Below are 12,324 nucleotides of genomic sequence, written 5' to 3' on the forward strand. Positions count from 1 at the left end.
TTCCCGGGCACGGTCGACGCAGCGTCACCCACAGGCGTCGAGGGCACCCCGCACGTCGTCGACCAGGTCGGCGGTGTCCTCGCACCCCGCCGAGAGCCGCACGAGGCCGGGCGCGACGTCGTCGCCCCAGCGCTCGCGACGGTCGGCCGAGGTCCGCAGGCCGCCGAAGCTCGTCGCCGACTCCACGAACCGCGAGGCGGCGAGGAACGTGCCGACGGCGGCGGTGTCGCGCAGGGTGAACCGCAGGACGCCGTTCCAGCGACGCATCTGCCGGGCCGCGACCTCGTGGGCGGGGTCGTCGGCCAGGCCGGGCCACCGGACGTCGCGCGCCGCGGGGTGCATGCGCAGGGCCGAGGCCAGCGCGCGGGCGTTGGCGGCCTGGCGTTCCAGGCGCAGGTCCAGCGTCCCCAGGCCGCGGTGGGCGAGCCACACCTCCATCGGTCCGGGGACGGCACCGCCGCGGGTCCGGGCGTCACGGATGCGGGCGGCGAGGCCGGCGTCGGTGGTGGTCGCGTGCCCGAGGACGACGTCGCCGTGCCCGGCGACGGCCTTGGTGTCGCTGGCCACGACGACGTCGGCACCCAGCTCCAGCGGCCGCTGCCCGAGCGGCGTCGCGGTCGTGTTGTCGACGGCCACGAGCGCCCCCGCCGCGTGCGCGCGGGCGGAGACGGCGGCGATGTCGCAGACGTCGAGACCGGGGTTGGACGGCGTCTCCAGCACGACGAGAGCCGCACCGCCGAGGTCCGCGTCCGCCATCGCGGTGGTCGGCGCCGTGCGCACGGTCAGGCCGAGGTCCGCGGCCAGCGCCCGGGCGAGGTAGTAGCCGTCGGATGGGAGCACGACGGTCCCGTCGCGCCCGCACGTCTGGAACAGGGCGGCGATCGCCGCCATGCCCGACGCGAACAGCGTGCACTCCCCGCCCTCGAGCCCGCCGATCGCGGCCTCCAGCGCCCGCCAGGTGGGGTTGCCCGCGCGGCCGTAGAAGTCGGGGCCCTGCTCGGTGCCGGCTCCCAGCGCGAACGTCGAGGACAGCACCGGCCCGGGGTGCAGGGGCTCACCGACACCGGGCGCGGAACCCCCGCCGTGGACGCAGCGCGTCCCGTCGCCGAACGCGGTCATTCCGGCTTGGGGGCCCGCGTGATCAGCTCCTTGGCCATGGCCGGCGCGGAGAGGCCCTCGTGGCAGACGCGGCGCACGGCGTCGGCGATCGGGAGCTCGACGCCGTGGCGCGCACCGAGCTCGCAGATCGACTGGCACGACTTCACGCCCTCGGCGACCTGGCCGTGATTGGCCTCCTCGGCCTGCGCGAGGCTCTCGCCGCGGCCGAGGCGCTCGCCGAAGGTGCGGTTGCGCGACAACGGCGACGAGCAGGTGGCGACGAGGTCGCCCAGCCCGGCGAGGCCCGCGAACGTCATCGGGTCGGCACCCAGCTCGGTGCCCAGCCGCGAGATCTCGGCGAGCCCCCGGGTGATGACCGACGCCCGGCTGTTGTCCCCCAGGCCCATCCCCGCCGCGATGCCCACCGCGAGGGCGATGACGTTCTTGCCCGCCCCGCCCAGCTCGCAGCCGACGACGTCGGTGTTGGTGTAGGAGCGGAAGTAGTCGGTGGTGCAGGCGTTCTGCAGGGCGACGGCGCGGTCGTGGTCGGTGCAGGCGATGACGGTGGCCGTCGGCTCCTCACCGGCGATCTCGCGGGCCAGGTTGGGCCCGGACACGACCGCCACCTGCTCCGGCGAGACTCCCGCGACCTCGGCGACGACCTCGCTCATCCGCTTGAGCGTCCCCAGCTCGATGCCCTTGGCGAGGCTGACGAGCGTGCGCCCCGGCGGGAGCAGCCCCGCCCAGCCGGACAGGTTGGTGCGCAACGTCTGCGACGGCACGGCGAGCACGACGACGTCGGCGCCGTCGAGGGCGGCCGCGGCGTTGGTGGTCGCGGACAGTCGCGACGGCAGCTCGACACCGGGCAGGTAGCCGGGGTTGGCGCGCTCGGAGTTGACCGCGTCGGCGATCTCGGGGCGGCGCGCCCACAGCGTCACGTCGCGGCCGGCGTCGGCGAGGACCTTGCCGAACGCCGTCCCCCACGACCCGGCGCCCAGGACGGCGACACGCTGCACGGCGCGGCTCACGCGGTCCCGCCCTTGCGGAAGAAGGCGGCGGGGGCGGGCTCGCCCCGGACCTCGGCCAGCAGGTCGCGTACACGGACCATGAGCAGGTCGGTCACCTCGCGCAGCAGGGCGGCGTCGACAGGGCGGCCGCGGTACTCGGACAGGTCCACCGGGTCACCGGCACGCACGACGATGTCGCGGCGCGGCAGCGGCCGGAACTTCTTGCGGTAGTGGTCGTAGACCTCGCGGGTCCCCCAGTGCACCACCGGGATCACCGGCACGTCGGCACCGAGGGCGAGCCGGGCCACCCCCGTGCGCGCGTGCATGGGCCAGCCGGCGGGGTCGCGGCTGATCGTGCCCTCCGGGTAGATGACGACGATCTTGCCCTCCCGCAACGCCTTCTCGCCCTCGCGCAGGCTGTTCTGCGCGTCGACGGACTCGCGGTAGACGGGGATCTGCCCGGACGAGACCAGCACCCGTCCGAACACGGGGATCTTCCACAGGCTGGCCTTGGCCAGGAACCGCGGGATCCGCCGCGACGTGTGCACCCACAGCGCGGTGTGCACGGGGTCGAGGTAGGAGATGTGGTTGGCGACGACGAGCGCGCCCCCCGTGCCCGGCGTCGGCAGCCGGTCCCGGCCCTCGTAGCGGCACCGCCCGGTCAGGAACGCGATCGGGTAGAAGAACACCGCCGCGAACCCGACCCAGAAGCCGCCCTTCTCACGCCTCACCCGCGCCCTCCCGTCCGTGATCTCGCCGTGAGTCTCCCGGGACGGGCCCCGCGGGTCCACCCACGGGGGTCCTCCGATGGTGGCGGCGGCGCGGATCCGGACGTCACGGCCGCGTCGCGTGTCGTGACGGTGGCTGCTCGGCGGCGGTGCCGGTGATGCACGATGGGGGCGTGCCGCCGCCCGCCGCCGCCCCCGTCGACATCGTCGTCCCGGTGAAGTCGCTCCGCGCGGCCAAGTCCCGCCTGCGCGGCGCCGCCGACGCCGGGGTGGGTGATCCTGACGCCCACTCCCGGCTGGCGCTGGCCCTCGTCCTCGACACGCTGACCGCGGCCCGGCTCGCGCGGGTGCGCACCCTGCTCGTCGTGACGGCGGACCCGGACGTCGAGAAGGCCATCGACGACGCGCTGCGGCAGGCCCGCGTGCCGGGTCGGTCCCCGGCCGATCGTGTCGCCGAGATCGACGTCGTCGCCGAGGGAGGGCTGCCCGGGCTCAACGCGGCGCTCGCGCACGGGGCGGGTCTGCTGCGGGCCCGCGACCCGCACGGGATCGTCGGCGCGCTCCAGTCCGACCTGCCCGCGCTGCGCCCCGGCGAGCTCGACACCGCCCTCACCGCGGCGACCGCGCTGTTCGCCGGGGGGGCCGCGCGCGCGTTCTGCACCGACACGCCCGGCGACGGGACGTCGTTGCTGCTGTCGGCCCCCGGCGTCGCGCTCGACCCGATGTTCGGGGCCGGTTCGGCCGCGCGCCACGCCGGGTCGGGCGCCGTCCCCGTCGAGGGGTCGCTGCCCGGGCTGCGCCGCGACGTCGACACCGCCGACGACCTTCGCCACGCCGTCGCGCTCGGCGTGGGCACGCACACGACGTCGGCGCTGGCCGTGGTCGCCCGTGGCGCCTGATCGTTCGGGCAGGTGCGCCCCGACCTCGTTGCGGCACAACGATCCGTGACGGTGGCGTCGTCGTCGCGTCGCCCAGAGTTCACTCGGATGCCACCTGCCTCCGCGCTTCGTCCCGCACGGTTTGCGGAAGAATCCCGACTGTGAGTGACGACGCGCGGAACCCGGACCAGGACGAGCCCGGACAGTCGGCCGACGAGGCCGGCACCTCCGCGCGCGCCCGTCGTACCGGCCGGCGCGCGCCGCGCCCGTCGAGCAGACGGGTCTCCGCCACCGCGAGCCGTTCCGACACCGCCCAGCCGGCCGCGCCGCGCACCCGCGGCACCGTGCGGCGCGCCGCGGCCGCCACCGCGACGACGTCGTCGACACGCACCGCGGCCCCGCAGCCCGACGCCACCCCCGCAGCTCCTCCGCAGGCCGCGTCGACCACCGCGACGACCCCGACGAGTGTCCCCGCGGCCGGCGCCGCGCCGATCGGGCCGCCCGCCCCGACAACGGCCCCGGCCGCGTCGGCGGCGCCCCCGCTGCCCGACGACCGCTACCTCAACCGCGAGCTCTCCTGGCTCGACTTCAACGCGCGCGTCCTGGCGCTGGCCGAGGACCCCAGCCAGCCACTGCTCGAACGGGCCAAGTTCCTGGCGATCTTCGCGTCGAACCTCGACGAGTTCTACATGGTCCGCGTCGCCGGGCTGAAACGTCGCGACGAGACGGGGCTGGCCGTGCGCAGCGCCGACGGGCTCACCCCGCGCGAGCAGCTGGCCCGCATCACCGCCCGCAGCCAGGTCCTCTCCGACGCGCACGCCCGTGTCTTCCTCGAGGAGGTGCGGCCCGAGCTGGCCGAGCACGGCGTGCACATCCGACGCTGGACCGACCTGTCCGACGACCAGCGCGAGCGCCTGTCGAACTACTTCACCGACCAGGTCTTCCCCGTTCTCACCCCGCTCGCGGTCGACCCGGCGCACCCCTTCCCCTACATCTCGGGGCTCTCGCTCAACCTCGCCGTCACCGTCCGCGACCCCGAGGGCCGCACCGAGCGGTTCGCGCGCGTCAAGGTCCCCAACAACGTGCCGCGGCTCGTCCGCGTCGCCGACGACGACGGCGTCGACGAGCGGGGCGTCACGTTCCTGCCCATCGAGGACCTCATCGCCGCCCACCTCGGCAAGCTGTTCACCGGCATGGACGTCGCCGAGGTGCACGCCTTCCGCGTCACCCGCAACGCCGACCTCGAGGTCGAGGAGGACCGCGACGAGGACCTGCTGCAGGCCCTCGAACGCGAGCTGGCCCGTCGCCGGTTCGGTCCGCCCGTGCGGCTCGAGGTCGTCGACACCATGAGCGAGCACGTGCTGGAGCTGCTGCTGCGCGAGCTCGACGTCGACCCCGGCGACGTCGTCACCGTCCCCGGCCTGCTCGACCTGACGTGCCTGTGGGAGGTCTACGGCGTCGACCGGCCCGACCTCAAGGACGAGCCGTTCCGCCCCGCCACCCACCCGGCCTTCGCCGACCGCGAGACCCCCCGCAGCATCTTCTCCACCCTCCGCGAGGGCGACGTGCTCGTGCACCACCCCTACGACTCGTTCTCCACGAGCGTGCAACGCTTCATCGAGCAGGCCGCGGCCGACCCGAACGTCCTCGCGATCAAGCAGACGCTCTACCGCACCTCCGGCGACTCGCCCATCGTCGACGCCCTCGTCGACGCCGCCGCGGCCGGCAAGCAGGTCGTCGCGCTCGTCGAGATCAAGGCGCGCTTCGACGAGCAGGCCAACATCCGCTGGGCGCGCGAGCTGGAGAAGGCGGGCGTGCACGTCGTCTACGGGCTCGTCGGCCTCAAGACGCACTGCAAGACGTCGCTGGTCGTGCGCCAGGAGGGCAGCCAGATCCGGCGCTACTGCCACATCGGCACCGGCAACTACCACCCGAAGACGGCCCGGCTCTACGAGGACATCGGCGTGCTCACCGCCGACCCGACGATCGGCGCCGACCTCACCGACCTGTTCAACACCCTCACCGGCTACTCCCGCCAGACGTCCTACCGCAGCCTGCTCGTCGCCCCCTACGGCGTGCGGCGCGGCATCGTGCGGCGCATCGAGGACGAGATCGAGGCCTTCCGCGAGGGCGACACCGGCGCCTGCGTCCGCATCAAGGTGAACTCGCTCGTCGACGAGCAGGTCATCGACGCCCTCTACCGCGCCTCACAGGCAGGGGTGCCCGTCGACGTCGTCGTCCGCGGCATCTGCGCCATCCGCCCCGGGCGCGAGGGCATGTCGGAGAACATCCGGGTCCGCTCGATCCTCGGCCGCTTCCTCGAACACTCCCGGATCTTCCACTTCGGAGCCGCCGACGAGTACTGGATCGGCAGCGCCGACATGATGCACCGCAACCTCGACCGTCGCGTCGAGGTGCTGCTGCGGGTGGCCGACCCGCGGCTCGCGGGCCAGCTCGGCGACCTGTTCGACTCCTGCCTCGACCCGGCCACCCGCTGCTGGACGCTGCAGGCCGACGGCAGCTGGGAACCCTCGCCGCCACCCGGTTCCGACATCGACCGGGTGCGCGACCACCAGGCGGAGATGATGGCCCTGCACGCCGCGGCCGCGATCGTCGAGGCCGAGTGACCCACGGCGACCTCGCCCGGACCCTCGGGGTCGACGTGCTCGCCGCCGGCGCCGTGCTGTGGCGCGCGGGCACGACCGGCCCGGAGGTCGGCCTCGTGCACCGCCCCCGCTACGACGACTGGTCGCTGCCCAAGGGCAAGCTCGACCGCGGCGAGCACCTCGCCACCGCGGCCGTCCGGGAGGTCGTCGAGGAGACCGGGCACCACATCCGCATCGGCCGCCGCCTGGGCGACACCCGCTACGACGTCGAGGACGGCGCGAAACTCGTCCGCTACTGGGCGGGCGAGTCCCTCGGGGGTGCGTTCGAACCCAACGACGAGACCGACGAGCTGCGGTTCCTCACCCCCGCCGACGCCTGCGGCCTGCTCACCTACGCCCACGACCGGACCGTGCTGCGCCGGTTCGCGGCGCACCCGCCACCCGTGTCGACGCTCGTCCTCGTCCGCCACGCCAAGGCCGGCAGCCGCGACGGCTGGAACGGCGACGACGTGGCGCGCCCCCTGTCGGCCACCGGGCGCGCCCAGGTCGCGCGGCTCACCCCGTTCCTGCGGCTGTTCGGGGCCGACCGCATCGCCTCGGCACCGCCCGTGCGCTGCCGCGCGACCGTCTCCGACCTGGCCGCCGCCGCCGGGCTGCCCGTCACCGACGAACCCGCGCTGGGCGAGATCACGCGCGCCGACGACCCGACCGCCGCGACCGCGCGGACCCGCGAGATCGTGGCACAGCCGGGCGTGACGGTGCTGTGCAGCCAGGGCGGCGTCATCCCCGACGTCGTCGACGCCCTGACCGCGGGCACGCCGCTGGCCGACCGGGTGCGCCCCGGCGGTGCGGCGATCCCCGCGCGCAAGGCGAGCACGTGGGTGATCGGGTTCGGCGCCGACCTCACCCCCCGGTTCGCCGACTACTACCGCGAACCGGCGGGCTGAGAGCTACTTCTTGGCCTTGGCCTTCTTGGCCTTGGCAGCGACGGCGGGCTTCTCCGCCTTCGCCGCCGCCGCCTTCGGGGCCGCCGCCTTCGGGGCCGCCGCCTTCGGGGCCGCCTTGGTCGCGGCCGCCGCCTTCGGCTTCGCCGCCGTCCTCGGAGCCGCCTTGGCCGACTTCGGCTCCGGCTTCTCCGCGAACGACGTCGATGCCTTGGCCCGGCTGCGGGTCGCCCTGGCGGGGGCGGCCGGAGCCGACGCCGCGGCACCGCGCGGGCGACGGGCCGGGGCCGGCTTGGCGGTCTCGGCCGCCGCGCCGTTGCCCGACACCGTCGCCTTGAAGGCGATGCCCGGCCGGAAGGCCGGGACCACCGTCGGCGGGACGGCGACCGTGTCACCGGTGCGCGGGTTGCGGGCGACGCGCGCTGCCCGGGCTCGCGCCTCGAAGACGCCGAACCCGGTGAGCGACACCGAGCCACCCGAGCCGACCGTGTCCACGATGATCGAGAGCACTCCGTCGACCGCGGATGCCGCGGTGCGCCGGTCGCCGAGCCGCGCCGCGAGCGCGTCCACGAGCTGCGTCTTGTTCATGACTGCGCACGGTAGAGTGTTGTCGCAGCTCACACCAGGGATCGGCCCAAGAAAAACCCTTGTCGTGCAACAACAGTCCCGGTTCGTGGACTGTGCCGCACCATCTCCGGGTGATCTCCGGGGGTCTTGACGGCCTCAGCCGGCCGGTGTCGTGACCGGCAACCACGCCGGGCGCGACGCCTCGAACGTCGTGATGTCGCCCTCGTGGCGCAGGGTCAGACCGATGTCGTCCAAGCCCTCCAGCAGCCGCCAGCGGGTGTAGTCGTCGATCTGGAACGCGAACGTCAGGTCCTTGGCCTGCACCGTACGTTCCTGCAGGTCAACGGTCACTTCCGTGCCCGGCTCGTTCTCCAGCAGCTTCCACAGCAGCTCGACGTCGTGCTGCTCGCACTGCGCCGCGACGAGCCCGCCCTTGGCCGAGTTGCCACGGAAGATGTCGCCGAAGCGCGCCGAGATCACGACCCGGAAGCCGTAGTCCATCAACGCCCACACCGCGTGCTCACGCGAGCTGCCGGTCCCGAAGTCCGGACCGGCGACCAGCACCGACCCCTTCGAGAACGGCTCGGTGTTGAGGATGAAGTCCGGGTGCTGACGCCACGCCGCGAACAGCCCGTCGTCGAACCCCGTGCGCGTCACGCGCTTGAGGTAGACCGCCGGGATGATCTGGTCGGTGTCCACGTTGGACCGGCGCAGCGGAACGCCGATCCCGGTGTGTGTGCTGAACGCGTCCATCAGTCCAGGTCCTCCGGCGACGACAGGGTCCCGCGCACGGCCGTGGCGGCGGCCACGAGCGGCGAGACGAGGTGGGTGCGGCCGCCCTTGCCCTGGCGGCCCTCGAAGTTGCGGTTCGACGTCGACGCGCTGCGCTCCCCCGGCTCCAGCTGGTCGGGGTTCATGCCCAGGCACATCGAACAGCCGGCCGAGCGCCACTCGGCGCCCGCGGCGGTGAAGACCTTGTCCAGACCCTCGTCCTCGGCCTGGAAACGCACGCGCATCGAGCCCGGGACGACCAGCATCCGCACGCCCTTCGCCAGCGTCCGACCGTCGAGCACCGACGCCGCGGCCCGCAGGTCCTCGATGCGCCCGTTGGTGCAGGAGCCGACGAACACCGTGTCGACGCGGACGTCGCGCAGCGGCATCCCCGCCTCGAGTCCCATGTAGTCGATCGCGCGCTCGGCCGCGACGCGCTCGTTCTCGTCGACGATCGCGGCCGGGTCGGGCACGTTCTCACCCAGCGGCAGGCCCTGCCCCGGGTTGGTGCCCCACGTGACGAACGGCGTCAGCGCGTCACCGTCGATGTCGACCTCCGCGTCGAAGGTCGCGCCCTCGTCGGTGCGCAACGTCGCCCAGTCGGCCAGCGCCGCGTCCCACGCCTCGCCCTTCGGCGCATGGTCGCGGCCGTCGATGAAGTCGTAGGTGACCTGGTCGGGCGCGATCATGCCGGCGCGCGCACCGGCCTCGATCGACATGTTGCAGATCGTCATCCGGGCCTCCATCGAGAGGTTCTCGATGACGTTGCCCCGGTACTCCAGGACGTAGCCCTGCCCGCCGCCGGTGCCGATCCTCGCGATGATCGCGAGCACGACGTCCTTGCTCGTGACGCCGGGACGCAGCGTGCCGTCGGCGGAGTTCACGTTGATCGCCATGGTCTTGAACGGCTTGAGCGGCAACGTCTGCGTGGCCAGGACGTGCTCGACCTCGGACGTGCCGATGCCGAACGCCATCGCGCCGAACGCCCCGTGCGTCGAGGTGTGACTGTCGCCGCAGACGACCGTCATCCCCGGCTGGGTGAGCCCCAGCTGCGGGCCGATGATGTGGACGATGCCCTGCTCGGCGTGGTTCATCGGGTACAGGTCGACGCCGAACTCCGCGCAGTTGCGCCGCAGCGTCTCGACCTGGGTCCGCGACACCGGGTCGGCGATGGGGAGCTCGACGTCCTTCGTCGGGACGTTGTGGTCCTCGGTCGCGATCGTGAGGTCCGGACGACGCACCGGGCGACCCGCGAGCCGGAGGCCGTCGAACGCCTGCGGGCTGGTGACCTCGTGCACGAGGTGCAGGTCGATGTAGAGGAGATCGGGCTCCTGCCCCTCCCCCTTGCGGACCACGTGCCGGTCCCAGACCTTCTCGGCCAGCGTGCGCGCCTTCGTCACGGCGCCGCCTCCTCGCGTTTTCGCCTCATTGTGGTGGTGGATCGACCTAGACCTCCCAGATGTTGGGAAGCTAGTATCGAGGCGTGAGACAGTCTAGCGGGATCGGCGTGCTCGACAAGGCAGTGGGCGTACTTCGCGCCGCGGCCACCGAACCGTGCGGCCTCACCGAGCTCTGCGAACGCACCGGCCTGCCCCGCGCCACCGCCCACCGCCTCGCCGTCGGACTCGAGGTACACGGCCTGCTCCACCGCGGTGCCGACGGCCGCTGGCGGCCCGGCCCCACCCTCGCCGAGCTCTCCAGCGGCCACAGCGACCCCCTCCTCGACGCCGCCGCCGCCGTCCTCCCCCGGCTGCGCGACATCACCGGCGAGAGCGTCCAGCTCTACCGCCGCGACGGCACCCACCGCATCTGCATCGCCACCGCCGAACCCGTCAGCGGGCTGCGCGACACCGTCCCCGTCGGCACCCGGCTGCCCATGACCGCCGGCTCCGGCGCCAAGGTCCTCGCCGCCTGGGCCGACCCCGCCACCCAGCGCGCCGTCCTCCACGACGCCACCTTCACCGAACGCGTCCTCCTCGACGTCCGCCGCCGCGGCTGGGCCCAGTCCGTCGCCGAACGCGAAGCCGGCGTCTCCAGCGTCTCCGCGCCCGTGCGCGACGGCACCGGCAAGGTCGTCGCCGCCGTCTCCGTCTCCGGCCCCGTCGACCGCATCGGCCGCCGCCCCGGCGTCCGCTGGGCCGCCGACCTCCTCGCCGCCGCCGAAGCACTCCAGCACCGGCTCTGAACCCGCGCACCCCCGTGTTCCGATTCGGCCACGGCCGCCACGTCCCGGGCTCCCGCAGCGCCGCCCGCTGACATCCTTCCGGGGCGACCGCGCACCGCGGACCGACCCGGGGACGCCGCTCGTCACCCTGGTCGGCGACCGGTTGCCGAATACCGCGCATCGTGACGCTAACGTGACGTCGATTCGGCTCGATGGACACGGAGAGTCGCATTGGTCGGGGAACCTCAAGAAGACGGGTGACAATGAGCTATTTGCTCGGCATCGACGTGGGCACGACACGGACCGCGGCGGCGATCACCCGCCTCGACGGCGGCCGGATCGTCGAGACCGAGATGGTCAACCTCGGCGACCGCTCCGTCCACGTCCCCTCCGTCCTCTTCATCGGATCCGACGGCGGCGTCGTCGTCGGCGAGGCCGCCGAACGTCGCGCCCTCACCGACCCCGACCGCGTCGTCCGCGAGTTCAAACGCCGCGTCGGCGACCCCACCCCCATCCACGTCGCCGGCCAGCCCTGGACCGCCGAGGACCTCTCCGCCCGCCTCGTCCGCTGGGTCGTCGACCAGGTCGCCGCCCGCGAAGGCGGCGTCGCCGAACGCATCTCCGTCACCCACCCCGCGTCCTGGGGCGGCCACAAGAAGGAACTCTTCGCAGGCGCACTCGCCCGCGTCGGACTCACCGTCACGTTCCTCGCCGAACCCCAGGCCGCCGCCCTCCACTACGCCTCCTCCGAACGCGTCGAACAAGGCGCCACCATCGCCGTCTACGACCTCGGCGGCGGCACCTTCGACGCCGCCGTCGTCCGCAAGGACGGCAACTTCGGCCTCCTCGGCCGCCCCGAGGGCCTCGAACGCCTCGGCGGCATCGACTTCGACCAGGTCGTCTTCGACCACGTCGTCGAAGGCATGCCCGACGCCTTCGCCGACCTCGACGAGACCGACCCCGCCGTCCTCAACGCCGTCGCCCGCATCCGCCGCGACTGCACCGAGGCCAAGGAAGCCCTCAGCTCCGACACCGAAGCCTCCGTCCCCGTCCTCCTGCCCGGCAGCCAAGGCTCCGTCCGGCTCCACCGCAGCGAGTTCGAGCAGATGATCGGCCCCCAGATCGACGAGACCGTCGCCGCGCTGGGCCGCGCCATCGCCTCCGCAGGCCTCACCCCCGAAGAGACCTCCGCCGTCCTGCTCGTCGGCGGCTCCTCCCGCATCCCGCTCGTCGCGCAGACCGTCTCCGAGGAGTTCGGCCGACCCGTCGCCGTCGACGCCGACCCCAAGAACGCCATCGCCAAGGGCGCCGCCATCGCGCTCGCCCCGCAGCAGCCCGTCGCCCCGCCCGCCGGCGGCAACGGCACCGGCGGCCACCCCGCCCACAACCCCCCACCCCCCGGCATGGGCGCCGCCGCGCTCGGCGCCGGCGCAGGCCTCGCGGCCGGTGCCGCGCTCGGCCCCGGCGGGATGCACACCCCCGCCACCGACGAACTGCCCACCGTCGACGTCCGCCGCGCCGCCGCCTCCGGCGGCTACCACCCGCCCGTCGCCCCGCCCCC

General features: G+C 73.8%; 11 protein-coding genes. 5 read left to right on the forward strand and 6 right to left on the reverse strand.

The window, feature by feature from the left end; translation table 11 throughout:
* Nucleotides 1–24 precede the first annotated feature (24 nt).
* The 3 genes from PSU4_RS17445 to PSU4_RS17455 are packed head-to-tail and all read right to left on the reverse strand — an operon-like array spanning nt 25 to nt 2,836.
* The gene (locus tag PSU4_RS17445) at nt 25–1,119 is read right to left on the reverse strand and encodes a cystathionine gamma-lyase (protein ID WP_147109552.1); all 1,095 of its coding nucleotides are present in this window, start codon (nt 1,117–1,119) and stop codon (nt 25–27) included.
* Nucleotides 1,116–2,126 (reverse strand): NAD(P)H-dependent glycerol-3-phosphate dehydrogenase, encoded by a 1,011-nt coding sequence (locus PSU4_RS17450; protein WP_147109554.1) that lies wholly within the window; start codon nt 2,124–2,126, stop codon nt 1,116–1,118. The genes PSU4_RS17445 and PSU4_RS17450 overlap by 4 nt, the downstream gene beginning before the upstream one ends.
* Entirely contained in the window at nt 2,123–2,836 is a 714-nt protein-coding gene (locus PSU4_RS17455) for a lysophospholipid acyltransferase family protein (RefSeq protein WP_147109556.1), read from the reverse strand. The genes PSU4_RS17450 and PSU4_RS17455 overlap by 4 nt, the downstream gene beginning before the upstream one ends.
* Before the next feature lie 170 nt (nt 2,837–3,006).
* Between PSU4_RS17455 and cofC the strand changes: the two genes are divergently transcribed.
* From cofC to PSU4_RS31390, 3 genes are all read left to right on the forward strand, one after another.
* On the forward strand, nt 3,007–3,732 hold the full coding sequence (gene cofC, locus PSU4_RS17460; RefSeq protein ID WP_246115180.1) for a 2-phospho-L-lactate guanylyltransferase: 726 nt from the start codon (nt 3,007–3,009) through the stop codon (nt 3,730–3,732).
* 140 nt (nt 3,733–3,872) lie between these two features.
* On the forward strand, nt 3,873–6,338 hold the full coding sequence (locus tag PSU4_RS17465; RefSeq protein ID WP_186817018.1) for an RNA degradosome polyphosphate kinase: 2,466 nt from the start codon (nt 3,873–3,875) through the stop codon (nt 6,336–6,338).
* Nucleotides 6,335–7,264: an NUDIX hydrolase gene (locus tag PSU4_RS31390; protein ID WP_186817019.1), complete on the forward strand. Its 930-nt coding sequence runs from the start codon at nt 6,335–6,337 to the stop codon at nt 7,262–7,264. The genes PSU4_RS17465 and PSU4_RS31390 overlap by 4 nt, the downstream gene beginning before the upstream one ends.
* A 3-nt stretch (nt 7,265–7,267) precedes the next feature.
* Here the strand turns inward: PSU4_RS31390 and PSU4_RS17480 are convergent, their stop codons facing one another.
* From PSU4_RS17480 to leuC, 3 genes are all read right to left on the reverse strand, one after another.
* Nucleotides 7,268–7,849: an HU family DNA-binding protein gene (locus PSU4_RS17480; protein ID WP_147109564.1), complete on the reverse strand. Its 582-nt coding sequence runs from the start codon at nt 7,847–7,849 to the stop codon at nt 7,268–7,270.
* Between the two features lie 135 nt (nt 7,850–7,984).
* Nucleotides 7,985–8,581 carry a 3-isopropylmalate dehydratase small subunit gene (leuD, locus tag PSU4_RS17485; RefSeq protein WP_147109566.1) on the reverse strand — a complete coding sequence of 199 codons (597 nt, stop codon included), beginning with the start codon at nt 8,579–8,581 and terminating at the stop codon, nt 7,985–7,987.
* A complete protein-coding gene (gene leuC / locus PSU4_RS17490) occupies nt 8,581–9,999 on the reverse strand; it encodes a 3-isopropylmalate dehydratase large subunit (RefSeq protein ID WP_147109568.1) in 1,419 nt (472 codons plus the stop codon). The genes leuD and leuC overlap by 1 nt, the downstream gene beginning before the upstream one ends.
* 83 nt (nt 10,000–10,082) lie before the next feature.
* Here leuC and PSU4_RS17495 point away from each other — a divergent pair, with 83 nt between their 5' ends.
* The gene (locus tag PSU4_RS17495) at nt 10,083–10,784 is read left to right on the forward strand and encodes an IclR family transcriptional regulator (RefSeq protein WP_147109570.1); all 702 of its coding nucleotides are present in this window, start codon (nt 10,083–10,085) and stop codon (nt 10,782–10,784) included.
* A gap of 242 nt (nt 10,785–11,026) precedes the next feature.
* A partial coding sequence (locus PSU4_RS17500; protein ID WP_147109571.1) for an Hsp70 family protein occupies nt 11,027–12,324 on the forward strand: 1,298 nt, incomplete at its 3' end.

Source organism: Pseudonocardia sulfidoxydans NBRC 16205 (genome assembly GCF_007989085.1).
GTDB classification, from domain to species: domain Bacteria; phylum Actinomycetota; class Actinomycetes; order Mycobacteriales; family Pseudonocardiaceae; genus Pseudonocardia; species Pseudonocardia sulfidoxydans.

Coding starts and splice junctions, on each gene's coding strand:
- PSU4_RS17445 (WP_147109552.1), bottom strand. CDS start 1,119: ATGACCGCGTTCGGCGACGGGACGCGCTGCGTCCACGGCGGGGGTTCC.
- PSU4_RS17480 (WP_147109564.1), bottom strand. CDS start 7,849: ATGAACAAGACGCAGCTCGTGGACGCGCTCGCGGCGCGGCTCGGCGAC.
- leuD (WP_147109566.1), bottom strand. CDS start 8,581: ATGGACGCGTTCAGCACACACACCGGGATCGGCGTTCCGCTGCGCCGG.